The sequence below is a fragment of the Mesorhizobium sp. M0894 genome (genome assembly GCF_040319725.1).
Classification (GTDB): domain Bacteria; phylum Pseudomonadota; class Alphaproteobacteria; order Rhizobiales; family Rhizobiaceae; genus Mesorhizobium.
This window is the reverse complement of the sequence record NZ_JAMYOG010000014.1, coordinates 143,171-158,701: the sequence shown is the minus strand read 5'-3', so window position 1 is coordinate 158,701 and position 15,531 is coordinate 143,171. Positions and strand designations below refer to the sequence as shown.

Below are 15,531 nucleotides of genomic sequence, written 5' to 3'. Positions count from 1 at the left end.
ACACAGGCGCTGGATGGCATCGCCGATCTTTTGACATCCATGCCGCAACGCCACTCGTCGAGCACGCCTGCCGCCGCCGGTCGCAGCCGCTGGCGATCATGCCGGCGCGGTCGTATTGCGCGCTTCTCAAAGACCCCTTATCCAGCCTACTGTGTGCCTGCCAGACGGCAAATGGGTCGCTCATCTGGGAAATGACGGCTAAAGGCTCAAGGAATTCGCCCAGTGGCCAACACGTAGCGGGCAGGAGGTAACGATGGATCTCAAGGACAGGCGCCTCTGGTACGGCGTGGTAGCCGTGATCGTGGTATTGGTCGTGATTGCGTATGCGGCTGGTTGGTTTGGCGGCACACCGATACCAGCGCCGCAGCAGTGAGAGCGATCGTCATTCTCGCTTGGCGGCAGCTGACTGCTCAGTCTCTAAAGGTCGAAGGAAGGGACACCTGATTGGCTGTTTCGCTGGTTCGGCTACCATCCTGACGACGCACAGCCTGGACCGTTTTTGAGATGGCTTCCGCGCAACTTGTTGGTTGTTGGACGGACCGGTCCTTGGATCGCGCAATCCGCAACACTCCGCCATCGGGCCGGGTAACTTCGATAATGGTTTCGACACGGACAAACTGCGATCCTACGGAGTAGCCAGGCGCCAGGTCATGCCGGAAGTCGTACACTGGAGCCACAAGGGCCCAACGACCGGGCGGAGAACTCGCATCAGCCCGGCCTTCGGCGGTTTCGAAGCTAAACTGCCACTCGCTTGATCCCGCTGCCCGGCCAGCGATGGAGCCGGGCTACTCCAGCACAGACTCTGCCCGTCGATCACCTCGATCGGCACGGACTCCAGACCGACATCGTCGAACAGCCGCGCATTTGACCGCGTTCGCCAAATTAATGGCCGGATCTTTGCGAAGCCTCCGCATTTTCGTGGGGGGGGAAGCCCTCCCAGCATCATCGTGATTGGACTTCACGATCGGTCGGAGTCACGCTGGCCGCAGGTATAAGAAGGATATGGGTGGGCCAACTATCGTCCGAATAGGAGGCTAAAATGAAGCACCAGACGCTTGAGCAACTGCAGATCGTCGCCGAGATCGATCAGGACTACCTGCGCCAGGCCATGTCGCGCAGCGAACGTCTTGAACGCTGGGCGGAGCTCCTTGAACGGAACCCTGACCGGCGACTCTCGACGCTACACCAGACTGAGTATCAGCCGGTTAGATCACGCGGGGGCATGCGCGGCGACGGCTCGCCGATCTCAGTCGCTTTCGAGGATCCTGTCCTCCGCGCCGCCGGGTTGGAAAACGACAACTACGGCGAAGCGAAGCGGTTCTTCGAACTGACCGACAGGCAATTGCATGAGATCATCTGCTATTGTCATTTCGGCGCGACGGTGAGCGCCGTAACGGCCGCCCGTCACATCCGTGCGGCGATTGCCGGGAGACAGCCAGGCATGTTCGCTCGGATGCGTGAGGCGTTCGTCGGATAAAGCCGGAGCCGTTTCGCAGCATCATTTTTGAAGCGGCTCGCATGGAAAGCCGCCGCCGTAGCGCAGGCAAGCGCTCCCCACGCGGGGAGGCTGCGTTTGCATGAGGGGGTGCGGCTTTCCGCAGGAGCACGCCGACGCCCCCTCCTGCATCTTTTCCATCCGAACCGGAAAGATCCCAATGCTGCCAGCACATCCGTGGTCAGCGCCGGGGTTCAAAGGCTCGAACAGAGCGACATGCGCGCCGGATAAGCGCTATACATTCGCTGTCGAAAATTCGATGCTTCATGGTGGGTCGAAGGTCGCGGACCTATGTCGATCGGGACCGGGAAAGCCAAATCGTGCCAAATTTTCGCGAACTGCACATATCTCTCGATGCACATTCAATCAAGGCTAAATAGGTTTGGTTCGTAATTGCGGATTAATTTAGCCTGTTGTCGGCAAAATTAAGAGGGATGAATTACAATAAAATTGCTTATGGCTCCGCCTTTCGGACGGCCAAAAGCGCCGGTAACAACGACTGATTTACATTTCAAATATTTTCGGTTTGAGGAATTAAAAATTTGGCACTCCTATCATTCGAGTGCCAAAGGGGCTATGTTAAGTGTTGCAGTCGCTCTATGTGCGGCGGCAGAAAGAACCCCCAATGAAATTCCGGCCACTCCACGACCGCGTCGTCATTCGGCGCGCGGAAGGCGATACCAAATCCAAGGGCGGGATCATTATTCCCGACACCGCCAAGGAAAAGCCTCGGGAAGGCGAAGTGATCGCCGTGGGCCCGGGCTCGCGTGACGAGAGCGGCAAGCTGATCCCGCTCGACGTCAAGGCCGGCGATCTCATCCTGTTCGGCCAATGGTCCGGCACCGAGGTCAAGATCGACGGCGAGGACCTCCTGATCATGAAGGAGAGCGACATTTTGGGCATCGTCGAGAAGACCAAAGCGGCCAAGAAAGCCGCCTGACCGGGCGATTTCCGATCCCGCAATTTCAAGACTGAACTGGACCTAAAATCATGTCTGCCAAGGAAATCAAATTCGCTACCGATGCCCGCGACCGGATGCTTCGCGGCGTCGAAATTCTGAACAACGCCGTCAAGGTGACGCTCGGCCCTAAGGGCCGCAATGTCGTCATCGACAAGGCCTATGGCGCGCCGCGCATCACCAAGGATGGTGTCGCCGTCGCCAAGGAAATCGAGCTTGCCGACAAGTTCGAGAACATGGGCGCCCAGATGGTGCGCGAAGTGGCCTCGAAGACCAACGACCTCGCCGGCGACGGCACGACGACAGCCACGGTGCTGGCCGCTTCCATCCTGCGCGAAGGTGCCAAATTCGTTGCCGCGGGCATGAACCCGATGGACCTCAAGCGCGGCATCGACCTTGCTGTGGCTGCTGTGGTGAAGGACATTCAAGCCAGGGCCAGGAAAGTCAAATCTTCGGACGAGATCGCCCAGGTTGGTACGATCGCCGCCAATGGCGACGCGTCGGTCGGCGCCATGATCGCCAAGGCGATGAACAAGGTCGGCAATGAGGGCGTGATCACCGTCGAAGAAGCCAAGACCGCCGAAACCGAACTCGATGTCGTCGAAGGCATGCAGTTCGACCGTGGCTATCTCTCGCCCTATTTCGTCACCGATGCCGAGAAGATGCGCGCGGAGTTGGAGGACCCTTACGTTCTCATCCATGAGAAGAAGCTCGGCAATTTGCAGGCGTTGCTGCCGATCCTCGAAGCTGTGGTGCAAAGCGGTAAGCCGCTGCTGATCATCTCGGAAGACGTCGAAGGCGAGGCGCTGGCGACGCTGGTCGTCAATAAGCTGCGCGGCGGCCTCAAGGTCGCAGCCGTCAAGGCGCCAGGCTTCGGTGACCGGCGCAAGGCGATGCTGGAAGACATTGCCGTGCTCACCGCCGGCCAGATGATTTCCGAGGATCTCGGCATCAAACTCGAGAACGTCACGATCGACATGCTCGGGCGGGCTAAGCGCGTGCTCATCGAGAAGGATACGACGACGATCATCGACGGCGCCGGCGAGAAAGCCACCATCCAGGCGCGCGTCCAGCAGATCAAGTTGCAGATCGAGGAAACGTCCTCGGATTACGACAAGGAGAAACTCCAGGAACGTCTCGCCAAGCTGGCTGGCGGCGTTGCTGTCATTCGCGTCGGCGGCGCGACCGAGACGGAAGTCAAGGAAAAGAAGGACCGCATCGATGATGCGCTGAACGCCACTCGTGCAGCCGTGGAAGAAGGCATCGTTGCCGGCGGCGGTGTTGCGCTTTTGCGCGCCAAGGCAGCTTTGACTGAGCTTACTGGCGCGAATGCTGACATGACGGCAGGTATTTCGATTGTGCTGAGAGCACTTGAAGCCCCGATCCGCCAGATTGCCGAGAATTCCGGCGTTGAAGGTTCGATCGTCGTCGGCAAGCTCTCCGACAGCAAGGATCACAATCAGGGCTTCGACGCCCAGAACGAAGTCTATGTCGACATGATCAAGGCCGGTATCGTCGACCCCGCCAAGGTCGTTCGGACGGCCCTGCAGGATGCCGGCTCGATTGCCGCGCTCCTGATCACCGCTGAAGCAATGATCGCGGACATTCCGCAGAAGGTTTCGCCCGCTATGGGTGGCGCGGGAGGTATGGGCGGAATGGGCGGAATGGACTACTGAGCGGCGCCTGAGACTATAGCCAGGACGACGGAAGGCCAGCGACGCGGGCACATGCGAGCCGATATCTCGGCGATCATCGGTTCGCTCGACATCGTGTTCGGGGAGATCGATCGATAGGCTCGTCGCTGTCGTATTTTGCTGCTAAAAATGGTCTTGGAGACAAGAACATGACCGACACTCTTGCCGAGAAAACATGTACGCCTTGTCGCGGCGGCGTCCCGCCGCTCACGCGTGATGAAGCCCAACGGTTCCAGGCACAGGCTCCTGATTGGGAGCTGGGTGACGATGCCCACCGCATCCAGCGGAGCTTTCGATGCCGCAATTTCCGGGACGCGCTCACCCTTGTTCAGGAGATCGGTGAGCTCGCCGAAACCGAGGGCCATCACCCCGACATCAGCTTCGGCTGGGGTTATGTGACGGTTTCCCTGAGCACCAAGAAGATCAAAGGACTGCACGAGAACGATTTCATCATGGCGAGCAAGATCGATCGGATGCTCGATCGCGCGGGGCGGCCCCTCGACCGCCAACGGTGACACGGCAAATCCATTGCCAATCAAGTGAGGTCGTTTATGCCACACATCCGTACCGACGATCAGCCCGCAACTCAGATCACTGTTATCGAGCCCGAACCGGACAAGCAGGCCGAGGCATGTCCGTCATGACCGAGCGAGCGCGCTTTATGGCGCGCCAGCCTGGGTTCATCTCAATCAGCCTGCATCGCAGCATCGACGGGAGTCGCATCGTCAACTACGTCCAATGGCAGAGTCGCGATCTCTTGCGATCGGCTCATCAATCGTCGAAATTCCGCAAGGAGTGGGGTCACTTCGATCAGTTGACGGACGAGATCGATCCCCATCTGTACCGCCGGGTCGTGACACCCGACATGAGCTGGTGAATTTACATCCACCAACGCCCCCTCCATGCACCAGTGCTCTCCGGCGGGCCTGGGGGGCCGATCCGCAATGCACTACGTCGATGTTCCACATTTGACGGCAATCAAGAAAGACAGCGCCATTCGGGTCCACGGTTCCATTGTCCCGGACAAATTTCGATTTCACCGGGCGAGGAGAAGTGCCAGACAAGGATCGAGTTATTGGATCGGCCAAAAGGGCCAAAGGCACCTCACTCCGCATCGAACTTACGTGGTGCACTGCATAACACCGAGTTCGGGGCAGCATAGAAAACCTCGAGCGAGGGACGCGACTACCCCGTCAAGCTCGACGATCCAAGCTTCTCCGCTACGATATCTGCGAGCCCGGTCGAGACCGACACCGAGGGCGCGTTCTCGCTCATCGGGTCTCGCCGCGCCGCAGAGTGATCCGACCTAACACGAAGCCCGCCGCAAGGCGGAGCTTCGCCATATTCAGGTTCGCCACTGCTTGGCACCTCTGTCAGATGCGGCACGTTACACTTTGGCAGGTGCCTTGCGCGCCTTCCTCACCGGCGACTTAACTGCCATTGGGGTTGTTCACAACGCTCTCCGGCGAGCCGTGACGGCTCGCAGTAAACTTCGTCAACGCCTATGAAAGGTGCAACGGAATGGCCCAGATCGGAACCTTCACCTGCAACGACGACGGCTTCTTCGGCAACATCTCAACCCTGGCGCTCGACGGAAGCTTGCCATCCTGCCCGCCGAGAAATCGAATGCCAAAATATGCCAGACCACCGCGTTCTCTACAAAGACATGGGGATCGGTGCGGCGTGGGATCGCACCGGCGAGAAGGCTGTCGCCTTCTCTCCGTATGCATCAACGATTCATCCTTCGTGCAACCCGATCCGAGCAACTCTGTTCCAATCCGATGCCGAGAAAAGTGCTTAGGGCCTGCACTGGAGCCGGCTCTCGAAGCGCGACGAGCGAGGCTGATCGGACGCTCCTATTGCGCCTCAGCGAGCCTTTCGCGTCAACTCGGGCGCTGGTTAAACACTCCGACCCGATCTCCCGTCAGGCGGCTGGCGTGCGCAGCGAAGGTCAAGGGCGGCGGGACGCTTGCCAATGGCTGCGGACGCTCATCGCGACGCAATTTACGGCAAGCAGGTCGGCCGGCGAAGCCTTGCCCTTGAAGCGAGCACGGCGGCAGACTGCCTGTGCGTCAGGATAGGGGTGTATGCACTGTCGTCCGCAGCACCATGACAATGATGTCTGCATGCTTGGCTCACCCATTTGGCGTCGGCTATTTGCGGCGGAACCTCCCACGCATGGTGAATGGCGGGCGCGCTCCAGCAGCACGATCTTATCCGCTGATCCATGGTTTCCGGGAAGCTGCGCGCATCGCTGATCAATGGTGCGGTTTCCATTCCGACGCGCTCTCGGCAGGGAGCGGGCGAGGCGAGCGCCCTCCATTCGCCGGTTTTCGCGCACGGGCGACATCCGGAATGACGTTGCAATGCGTAGCGACCGTGACGCGAATGTTGCGGCAGAGGCAGTGTTCGCGGCGATTCATTCGCCCAACAGTCGGTCGCCGACAACGTTGCCGTAGTTGACTTAACTGCGGTCGAGCCTCGGCCGGATAGCTTGTGTGTCCGGCTGCGAGACCCGCCGCAGATAGCCTGTTTGTCCAGTGCCCTTCCATAGCATCACGTTGGCAGTGGCATTCCTGGTCAAGCGCATTTCGGTCTGTTGCGTCGCGGGAACTGCAGTGGGAGGGTTGTTTCAGGGGGACGGGGAGAGATGGCGGAGAACGGGAAGGACGGGAGCGGGACAGCGGGACGTTGATGGGGAGGAGGACGGGAGGACGGGAGGACCGGAGGACGGGCAGGGACGGCAAGATAAAGCGAGCTGGCGCTCGCCCTCGCTTCGCTCTAAGTGTCTGTCTGCACATTGTTTTTCCAGTGCTTGCGCGCGCCAAGCGGAATGACGCGAGGTGCGAAAGGCACCCGTTTGTCCGCTATCATATTGAACTGAAAAGCAAAACTGTCGTGCCCTAGGGATGTGCGATCCGCCATTCTTCGCCATAACAAGTCTTTGCGCGCCGTAGCACGCTCGGCGCTCCAGCGATCTTGAAGCGCGGAATCTGACTCCCGATGCTGTCGTCATGGCAAATCGTGACAGCGACAGGTTCCAGGTTCGCACCGGCCGAACGCGCCGCGGCGGCGCGCCGGTCAATTCGCGCACGCTGCCCTTCGTGCGCCAGGTCGAGATTGCCATCCGCAAGCAGGGTGGCAATCCCAATCGCATCGGCGCAAGCAGGGGGCCGGGGCAGGGAGTGGCCGCTTCAATGCCCGCGGCCGCGGCGGCAGGTGGAAGCAGGACTCCAATGGCGTCCGCTTTCGCTCCCGCCGCGTCGTGGTCAAGGCGCGCGTCGTCAAGCTGCCGGGGCGAGGGAAGGGGACGAGCGGGCACGGCCAAATGTTCGTGACGACCAGCCCTCGATGCGCATCTGCGTTATCTCCAGCGCGACGGCGTCACTAAAGACGGCGAGAAGGGCAGGGTGTACTCGGCCGTCGAGGACGAGGCCGACGGCAAGGCCTTCGTCGAGCGCGGACGCGGCGACCGGCACCAGTTCCGCTTCATCGTTGCGCCAGAGGATGCCGCCGAGATGGAAGACCTGCGCTCCTTCACCCGCGATCTCATGCGGCAGATGGAAGCCGACCTCAACACGCGCCTCGACTGGATCGCCGTCGACCACCACAACACTGGGCACCCCCACACCCACATCCTGGTGCGCGGCGTCACCGATGACGGCAAGATCCTGAACATCGCCGGCGACTACATCGCCCATGGCATCCGCCACCGGGCAGGCGAGCTGGTCGAACGGGAGCTTGGGCTGCAAAGCGAGGTCGAGGTCGCCCGCAAGCTGGCCAACGAGGTGGACGCCGAACGGCTGACACGGCTCGACCGCATGCTGGTCGCCGAACAGCAGGAGCACGACCTTGTCGATCTCCGTCCCAATGCCAGCGACAGCTACACTATTTCCAGCAACCGCTATCTGTTGATCGATCGGGCGAAGACACTGCAACACTTCGGCCTGGCGAGCGAGATCGAGCCCGGCCGGTGGATTATCTCCGACAGGACCGAAAGCACGCTGCGGGCACTTGGCGAGCGCAACGACATCATCAAGACCATGCACCGGGCGCTGGACGAGCACGGCCTCGCCGATGAGCGGGGTGCTGCGCAATATATCATGCACCGGCGAACCATCGCCGAGCCGATCGTAGGCCGTGTGCTCGCCAAGGGCCTTGCGGGCGACGAGATGAGCGACCGCCTGTCGCTTGTCATCGATGGTGTCGACGGGCGCACCCACTACGTCGAGACTGCTGATGCGGCAAAATTAGACGACGTTCAGCGCGGCCATATCGTGGCGCTCGATCCGATCCTGCCTAAGGAGGAGCTGCGTGCGGCCGACAGCAACATCAGAGTCGTAGCCGGCGAGGATGGCATCTATCGCCCGAGCCAACACATTGAGGCGATCCGCGAGACATTTTTGGGGCAGGGCAAGGACCCGGATGCCTTCGTCCGTTTCCATGTCCGCCGTCTCGAAGCGCTGCGCCGGGCCGGCCATGTCGAACGCATCGACGAAGACCACTGGCGCGTTCCAAAAGACCTGTCCGAGCGCGGCATCGCCTACGACGCCCGCAATGGTGGGAAGGACTTCTCCGTGCGTGTGCTCTCGACGTTCGATCTTGACGCGCAGGTCGGCAGCGATGGCGCCGCCTGGCTCGACCGGGAGCTTACGGCTGGGACTCCTGTGCCGCTGGTGAGGTCAGGCTTTGGTCTCGACGTTGACAACGCGCTCGACAAACGGGCTGCCCACCTCGTCAGGATGGGCCATGCCGAACGCGATGCGGGGAGCGGGACCATCACCTTCGCGCGCGACCTTGTTGCCACGCTGGAGCGCCAGGAGGTCACGCGCGTCGGCAAGGAAATGGCCGCTGCGCGCGGCCTCACCTTCGTGGCTGTCCAGTCCGGCAACCATGTTGGCGGCACGCTGCTCGGCTCGGTCCGCCTTGCCAGCGGGCGCTTCGCCATGCTGGACGACGGGCTCGGGTTTCAGCTCGTTCCTTGGCAGCCGATGTTCGAGAGGCGCATCGGCCAGCACATCACCGGCCTCGTGCAAGGCAGCGGTGGCATCGACTGGAGCTTCGGCAGAAAACGCGGCCTAGGGATAGGAATGTGAAGACTGAGAAATAGGGCTCACTAAGGGCTTTTCCCATCTCAGGTCGCTGCCCGCGCTCCACAAGGAAATTGTTGCTCCATTCCTCAGAGTCTTGAGATTTCGCCGCCGTTTCGGCGGCCTGGGAGCGGCAGACGAGCTGTTGCAGGCTGAAGAGAAGCGCGCCAGGCCTTCCCTCTCCAACAGGTCGGAGACAACAATTGCGGCTGTCGGAAATCCGCAGGCCTCGGTTACGAAAGACAGCCGGTCTATGCAAAACGGTCACATTTTGCCTTTTGGGCCGATAGATCTACGCGCCAGGCGAACGCCAGCGCCACCACCGTTTTCCGGGATGAATTCAATCCCGGCAGTTTCGAGCGCCGCAATTAACGCGTCAAGCGTGGTTTGCCTCGAAGTCGTCTGGGCATTCTCAATTCTGACGAGCGTGCGAACGGTTATCCCCGATGCGTTAGCCAGATCCTCTCTCGTCCAATCAATTAAGGCTCGGGCGGCGCGGAGCTGCTGGGGCGATATGTCTTTTTTCATGACATTCTGCTTGTTAAAAGTCACAAAAAGTGACATTCTGGAAGGCGAATAACGCGGCCGCACGAGGTGCTCGTTACACCTTGCGCGGCCTAACCACTCCCCAAGCTGATTGGAGCTCGGATCATGGCTGATTCCGACAATACCACGACTTCGCCCTTCGTCACTCGCAGGCGAATGCTTATCGCAGGGATGATGACATCAACGGCTTTGGTTCTTGAGAAAAGTACTTTTGCCGGCAACCCGGCGGCGACGAGCACGCTCTCCTCCGATCCAGCGCTAGCGGTTTGGCGTGAATGGGAGAAAGCCCACAAACGGACAGGGCAGCTTTGCCAGAGACAGCAGCGCCTTGAAACGAGACTTGTCGAGAGCATCGGATTTCCCTGTGTGACCGTCCGACTGCCAGAGGGTGAGGATGTGACGGTGCACTCGATTGAGGCGCTCAATAAAGTGCTCGGCAACGGGCCTGACATGATGGCTCTTCGCGTGAAGGCCGAAGCCGAGTTCCAAGCGCATCAGGCACGCTGGGATGCGGCTGCCGAGGAGGGCGGCTATACGGCCGCGTTCAGAGCCGAGCGCGAAGCTGGCGACCGGGCGGAGGATTTGCTGGGAGCGTTCTCAACGACGCCCGCCACGACTCTGGCCGGTGTGGCGTGCAAGCTCGATGCGGTGTTGAGCGAGGGCGAGGCGTGGGAGGAGTGCTCCGAGTTCCCGTGGCCGCAAATCCGCTCGGCGCTCAACGATTTGGTGCGCATCGCGAAACAAGAACGAGTTCTTCATGGCGAGCGACGCTCCTAGGCGGCGCTGGGTAGCCATAAATTCGCAGCCATTCGTGAGCGCCCGGCGCAGAGTGCTGGTTCACCGAAAGAAACCTTTGTCCCACGAACGGCGAATGACCGCTTCGCGCCGCATCTCTGACGTCCAGCTCAACGCCATCCGCTCCCGAAAGCTGCCATTCGCCCAGGGTGCCAGGGATGGCCGGCTAGGGTGGGAAGCGGACTGGCAGGTTTGGACGGTCACGCTGGGAAAGCTGACGTTCGCCTTTGTCAATGAGTTTCGGCGGCCATGCGCCTTTATGCCGGCAACGCCAGATCATCGAAATTGCGGTCGACGTTCCCAAGAACGTCTAATGCCGCGGGAGATCACTCAAGCACTACTGTGGTAACGAACATTGCTCATCGTTGCTTAAGATCTTTTCCATGCGAAGTATGCCCCACAGTCTCTTTGATTACATAAATTGGGAGGGGTTCCCTGCGCTGCGGCGGGAGTGATCATGGCGGGTGATGGCGGCAGGAGTGCGGTTGAGATGATTGCGGAAAGCATTGAACGTCGGTCGATCATTCACTTTCTTCCTTGCGCTGTCGCGAGGACGGGTTGCTCTTGGCGAACTCTTCCGCGGCGATGCGGATCGCCTGCTGTGTCGCTGGGTAGCCGCTATAGGGCGCGAGATTGACCAGCGTTTCGATGATCTCTTCCCGGCTCGCACCAACATTAAAGGCGGCGTTGATGTGGACCCGCAAAGGGGTTTCCGTCGTCGCGGAACCGATGGCAGCCAAAGCCGCGCAGGCGCTGAGTTCACGGGTCTTCAGATCGATGCCACTGCGCGAGAACACCTCGCCATAGGAATGCTCGACGATCATGCGCCCGAGGTCCGGCGCGATGTCGTCGAAGCTACGGACCACGGCGTCGCCTGATGCCGCTGAGCTTTTCGCGAGCAGAGCGTTCCCCCCGCTTCAGTTGGTCCGAACGGCTTTCCGTATCGACGGGCGCGGGGATGTCGACCTGAAGCGTCTGGACGCCAAGCGCGAAGACGCTCCGGGCGACCGAGAATGCGTTCAGGGCCGAAGGGAATCCACGGTAGACGCTGAGCTGTATCAGCAGCTCGATGATCTCTTCGCGCGTCACCCCATTGGCGATAGCGCCGGCCAGATGAAGACGCAGCGCATCGGCGCGGTTGCCGGTCGCGGCGAGCATCGCGATGATCGCGAGCAGCTTGGCCTTGTGATCGAGGCCGTCCCGAGCCAGCGCCTCCCCGAACCCGAAATCGATCGAAAGCTGCGCGAGGTCGGGCGCGATGCCGGCGAAGCGGTCAAAATAGCCCCTGCGCGTCGCCCGCTACGAGCCGCTCCAGCATCTCGCGTCCGGCCCATCCGCGTCCCGCTCCGTAACCCGTCGCGGGCTTGATGGGCTGAAATGCCAGCTCGCGTTCGGCGAATACCGACCGGACGATGCCGACGGCATTGACGGTTGCAGGGAAGCCCAGGACCGCGACCGAGACGAAGAGCAGTTCGACGATCGCTTCGGGGGTGCCGCCGGCATTGAGAAAGCCGGCGATATGAAACTTCAATTGCGGCTGGGCGCTTCCGTCGGTCCAGCAGCATCGAGACGGTGCAGAGCTGCCTTAGCGGGAGATCCAGCCCCGGGCGGGACAACACATCGCCATAGGGATATTCGACGGTGAAGCGCGACAAATCGGCGGAGGTCTCCGCCAGAGCATTGATCGGTCCATCGAAATTCTCCCCGCCGATCCGGCGGAGCATCTCCAGGCCGCGTGAAAATCGATCCTCATGAGTTTCCGAGGCCATGGCTTGCCCGCTCCGACTGATGGCGAAAGAACTTGCTGCGATGAAGGCAGCCTCAATAAAGCGTCGGCGAGAACTTACTCTTCCCGTTGCTGCGGTGGTGGGACCTGACACTCATGTTCTCTAACTCTGCCCGCCCCCGCTTTATTTCAGGTCAGACCTTGCATCGGCGATTGCGATAAATCAAATTCATTATTAGCATCGCCGTGATGAAGAAGATTCATATCGCTAACGTCGATCTCAATCTGCTGGTCGTCTTCGACGCCCTCGTTGCCGAAGGGCACGCCACGCGCGCGGCCGAGCGGATTGGGCTGACCCAGCCGGCGGTCAGCCATTCGCTCAATCGCCTTCGGGCTCTGTTCGGAGACCCGCTGTTTGTCCGATCCCCGCGCGGCATGACGCCGACGCCACTGGCGCAGGACATTGCGCCGAGTGTTCGGTCGATCCTCGAACAGGTTGAAGGCGTCCTGCTCGGCGGGCGCTCGTTCGATCCGACCGAAAGCACTCGGCAATTCGTGGTCGGTCTCTCCGATTATGCCGCTTTCGTGCTGCTACCGCGTCTGACTGCACGGCTCGGCCGCGAAGCACCAGGCGTTTCTCTGGTGGTCCGCAACACGAGCCGCAGCGTCGGTTTGCCGATGCTGGACGACGGCGCAGTCGAACTCATCGCCGGCAACTTCCCCCAGCCGCCGACCCATATGCGAGAAGAACTGCTATACGAAGAGGACTTCATCTGCGCTGGCCGCGGCGATCACACCGATCTGGCCGATAGTCTCGACCTCGACCGCTATCTCTCGCTGCGCCATCTTCAGGTTTCGATGAAGGGCAATCCGAGCGGCTATGTCGATGCTGTGCTCACCAAGAAAGGATTGAAGAGGAATGTCGTCGTGACGGTCGGCCACTTCTTGATGGCACCGATGCTGGTCGATGCCTCCGAGCTCGTGGCAACGGAACCCCGTCGTCTCTTCGCACCGTTGGCAGGGCGGCTACCGCTCCGACTTTTTCCGCCGCCATTGGATATTCCTTCATTTCGAGTGGTGCAGACTTGGCATGCGCGCCACGACGCCGACCCAGGGCATCAATGGCTGCGACGGGTGCTCAGTGAAGTCGGTCAAGGGGTTTGAGGGCGAAAGCCCCAATCCCCGCTGCCGCCCCAACTGCCAGGACACCGATCCGCCCTGCACGATGCCACTGACCTCGCGGCCGAGCTGGCGGTCGATGACTGGCCGCCACGGGACAAGCGTGAACTCGTGGGACTTCTCGACGATGGCGAACTTGCCACTGGATAGCTGCGCGGCCCCGGTGAAGGTGCCGGTCACGGTTTCGCCCTCGGCGGCAGCTCGGAACGGCAGTGCCTTTTTCGCCGCCAGTTCCCCACCGGCACGGTCAACCTCGCGTTCCTGAAGCGTGGCGATCAGGTTGCGCCGGTAAGCGCCCCTTCAAATTTGTAGATTCGCTGAAAGATCTGTCGATCGATCCAAGCCGCGATTGCCGACGAGGAGCTGAGGACCCTGTGAGAGTATGGCGCTGCAGATCAGTTCCTCGGCAACAAATTTCGTTCTTGCAGTACCGCATTTTTCGAGGGCAGCCACAGCCGGCCTACTGAAAGCCACCCTTTGACCTTGCAGCCTCGGCACTGACGTTGGCTGCTTATGGGACGCGCGTCCCATCCATCAATGTCGGAAATGGGGGGCGGTAGCAGTCATCCAGCTCTTAATCGTCGAATGCGAACTTTTCCGTGATCCACACCTATGAGCTGCCAGTCCGCTCTCGGCTCCATGGCTGTCGTTCCAGACCAAACGTGCAAGGGACCGTATGTAGCGCTGGCACGACAACATTGATTACGGCTCAGGCCTCGTAAGACGTGCCATTTTACCAGGTGGCTAGGTCAGCCTCGTGCGATACGGACTGAGATACAAACTGTGATACAAATCGCTGTGGGCTCCTAGACTAGAAAAAACATCGTAAAATCAATGCCTGCCGAGGCGCGGCATTGCGTCTCGACAGACCCCACCTCAAATCGCCACCTGAAGCGACATCGGTGGCCGCCCGTCCCAACAATCTACTCAATTCCAGAATCATGGAAATCCACAACTCGGTTGGATTGAGCAGCTGAAGCCGAAGTTCATGCGAAATTCGCCGTACTAATTGCCGTACTAATTTACCAAAAAGTACGGCGGCTTGTTGGCTAAGTGCTTGAAAAACTTGGTGATCCCGACAGGAATCGAACCTGTGACCTACAGATTAGGAATCTGCCGCTCTATCCTACTGAGCTACGGGACCATCGCGCCCGACACATAACCGCTTCGGATCGTTTCGCCAAGAGGCAGCTAGGCTGCTCGCTTGGGTTCGACAGCGAACGGGCTCAGGCCCAGCCAAGTCTGCATTTTGCGGGCGATATCCTGATCGCCCGTCAGAATGACTTTCGGCCCGGCCTTCTCGACGGTGATCAGCCCCATCCAGATTTCGGTCATGGTGTGCAGGTCGGTCGAGACGTAGAGATCGACATCGAACCCCGGATCGTACCAGCAGAGGTCGACCTCGCCGTGCTTCTCGACGATCAGCCACCACGACCGTTTGGAGGCGGGGAGCTCCTGGTACAGAAATTGTATCACCGTGCGCCCGTCGGGCAGCGGCGACGCGTTTAGATTGCGCCGCATGTCCCACATCAGCAGCGACGGATCGAGGTTCTTCAGCGACAGCCGCGACTCGACCCATTTCTGCCCCCAAAAGCCCATCGCCTCGACGACGGACCGCAGATCCCTGCCTGCCTCGGTCATCCGGTATTCGAAGATGCCTTTCTCGCCGCGCACCTCCTTGCGCTCGACGATCCCGGCCAGCTCGAGCTCCTTGAGCCGTTGCGACAGAAGGGTCGGCGACATTTTGGGGACGCCGCGGCGCAGATCGTTGAAACGGGTCGAGCCCGCCACCAATTCGCGAAGCAGAACCATGGTCCAGCGGGTGCACAGCACCTCCGCGGCCATCGATAACGGGCAGAACTGCTTGTATCCGGCCTGGGTCATGATGTTGCCTTCCCCTCAAACTCAGCCGGGAGCATAGGCCTTTCCCAGCGGTGCGGCGAGTACAGAAACTGTACCGGCCCAAGTGTGGTGGATTTGAAGTTCCTGCTTTCTGGGTGGCATCAGCGTTAGGAACTTCAAATCCAAAACCACACTGGAAATCCAAG

General features: G+C 60.5%; 14 protein-coding genes, 1 tRNA gene and 4 pseudogenes. 12 read left to right on the top strand and 7 right to left on the bottom strand.

Translation table 11 applies throughout. The annotated features are described in order from the left end of the window. Window positions 1-608: 608 nt before the first annotated feature. The 10 genes and pseudogenes from NKH91_RS24310 to NKH91_RS24265 all read left to right on the top strand — a co-directional run. Window positions 609-733: pseudogene (locus NKH91_RS24310) on the top strand (IS6 family transposase); the annotation flags it as partial. 306 nt (window positions 734-1,039) lie between these two features. Beyond that, complete coding sequence (locus NKH91_RS24305; protein WP_352847477.1) at window positions 1,040-1,477, top strand: hypothetical protein; 438 nt, start codon at window positions 1,040-1,042, stop codon at window positions 1,475-1,477. 643 nt (window positions 1,478-2,120) lie between these two features. Then, entirely contained in the window at window positions 2,121-2,435 is a 315-nt protein-coding gene (locus NKH91_RS24300) for a co-chaperone GroES (RefSeq protein WP_352466759.1), read from the top strand. A 50-nt stretch (window positions 2,436-2,485) separates the two neighbouring features. Then, window positions 2,486-4,129 (top strand): chaperonin GroEL, encoded by a 1,644-nt coding sequence (gene groL / locus NKH91_RS24295; protein WP_352458343.1) that lies wholly within the window; start codon window positions 2,486-2,488, stop codon window positions 4,127-4,129. Between the two features lie 42 nt (window positions 4,130-4,171). Beyond that, window positions 4,172-4,246 (top strand): annotated as a pseudogene (locus NKH91_RS24290) (NADH-quinone oxidoreductase subunit D-related protein); the annotation flags it as partial. A gap of 50 nt (window positions 4,247-4,296) precedes the next feature. Then, the gene (locus NKH91_RS24285) at window positions 4,297-4,662 is read left to right on the top strand and encodes a 4a-hydroxytetrahydrobiopterin dehydratase (protein WP_023676573.1); all 366 of its coding nucleotides are present in this window, start codon (window positions 4,297-4,299) and stop codon (window positions 4,660-4,662) included. Further along, window positions 4,659-5,024 (top strand): antibiotic biosynthesis monooxygenase family protein, encoded by a 366-nt coding sequence (locus NKH91_RS24280; RefSeq protein ID WP_352847480.1) that lies wholly within the window; start codon window positions 4,659-4,661, stop codon window positions 5,022-5,024. Before NKH91_RS24285 ends, NKH91_RS24280 begins: the two co-directional genes overlap by 4 nt. A gap of 300 nt (window positions 5,025-5,324) precedes the next feature. After that, window positions 5,325-5,447 (top strand): annotated as a pseudogene (locus NKH91_RS24275) (DUF736 domain-containing protein); the annotation flags it as partial. A gap of 204 nt (window positions 5,448-5,651) precedes the next feature. Next, window positions 5,652-5,948 carry a DUF736 family protein gene (locus NKH91_RS24270; RefSeq protein ID WP_352951010.1) on the top strand — a complete coding sequence of 99 codons (297 nt, stop codon included), beginning with the start codon at window positions 5,652-5,654 and terminating at the stop codon, window positions 5,946-5,948. A gap of 1,609 nt (window positions 5,949-7,557) precedes the next feature. Beyond that, window positions 7,558-9,243 (top strand): DUF3363 domain-containing protein, encoded by a 1,686-nt coding sequence (locus tag NKH91_RS24265; protein WP_352847485.1) that lies wholly within the window; start codon window positions 7,558-7,560, stop codon window positions 9,241-9,243. A gap of 258 nt (window positions 9,244-9,501) precedes the next feature. Here NKH91_RS24265 and NKH91_RS24260 read toward each other — a convergent pair whose 3' ends face one another. Then, on the bottom strand, window positions 9,502-9,765 hold the full coding sequence (locus tag NKH91_RS24260; RefSeq protein ID WP_352847488.1) for a helix-turn-helix transcriptional regulator: 264 nt from the start codon (window positions 9,763-9,765) through the stop codon (window positions 9,502-9,504). A 123-nt stretch (window positions 9,766-9,888) separates the two neighbouring features. Here NKH91_RS24260 and NKH91_RS24255 point away from each other — a divergent pair, with 123 nt between their 5' ends. Next, entirely contained in the window at window positions 9,889-10,560 is a 672-nt protein-coding gene (locus NKH91_RS24255) for a hypothetical protein (protein ID WP_352847491.1), read from the top strand. 539 nt (window positions 10,561-11,099) lie between these two features. On the opposite strand, the gene NKH91_RS24250 is transcribed toward NKH91_RS24255, so the two are convergent. Genes NKH91_RS24250 through NKH91_RS24240 form a run of 3 tightly spaced genes read right to left on the bottom strand, consistent with a single transcriptional unit; the run spans window position 11,100 to window position 12,109 of the window. After that, complete coding sequence (locus tag NKH91_RS24250; protein ID WP_352847494.1) at window positions 11,100-11,444, bottom strand: carboxymuconolactone decarboxylase family protein; 345 nt, start codon at window positions 11,442-11,444, stop codon at window positions 11,100-11,102. Next, window positions 11,434-11,838 (bottom strand): carboxymuconolactone decarboxylase family protein, encoded by a 405-nt coding sequence (locus tag NKH91_RS24245; protein WP_352847641.1) that lies wholly within the window; start codon window positions 11,836-11,838, stop codon window positions 11,434-11,436. The genes NKH91_RS24250 and NKH91_RS24245 overlap by 11 nt, the downstream gene beginning before the upstream one ends. Window positions 11,839-11,851: 13 nt before the next feature. Next, window positions 11,852-12,109, bottom strand: a complete 258-nt coding sequence (locus NKH91_RS24240) for a carboxymuconolactone decarboxylase family protein (RefSeq protein WP_352847496.1) — start codon at window positions 12,107-12,109, stop codon at window positions 11,852-11,854. A gap of 444 nt (window positions 12,110-12,553) precedes the next feature. Between NKH91_RS24240 and NKH91_RS24235 the strand changes: the two genes are divergently transcribed. Beyond that, window positions 12,554-13,468, top strand: a complete 915-nt coding sequence (locus tag NKH91_RS24235; RefSeq protein ID WP_352847499.1) for a LysR family transcriptional regulator — start codon at window positions 12,554-12,556, stop codon at window positions 13,466-13,468. Window positions 13,469-13,480: 12 nt separating this feature from the next. Here NKH91_RS24235 and NKH91_RS24230 read toward each other — a convergent pair. The 3 genes and pseudogenes from NKH91_RS24230 to NKH91_RS24220 form a co-directional block, all read right to left on the bottom strand. Next, window positions 13,481-13,774 (bottom strand): annotated as a pseudogene (locus NKH91_RS24230) (DUF3363 domain-containing protein); the annotation flags it as partial. Window positions 13,775-14,550: 776 nt separating this feature from the next. Continuing rightward, window positions 14,551-14,627: transfer RNA gene (locus NKH91_RS24225), tRNA-Arg, on the bottom strand. Between the two features lie 47 nt (window positions 14,628-14,674). Continuing rightward, window positions 14,675-15,367: a winged helix-turn-helix transcriptional regulator gene (locus NKH91_RS24220; protein WP_023722341.1), complete on the bottom strand. Its 693-nt coding sequence runs from the start codon at window positions 15,365-15,367 to the stop codon at window positions 14,675-14,677. Window positions 15,368-15,531 lie beyond the last annotated feature (164 nt).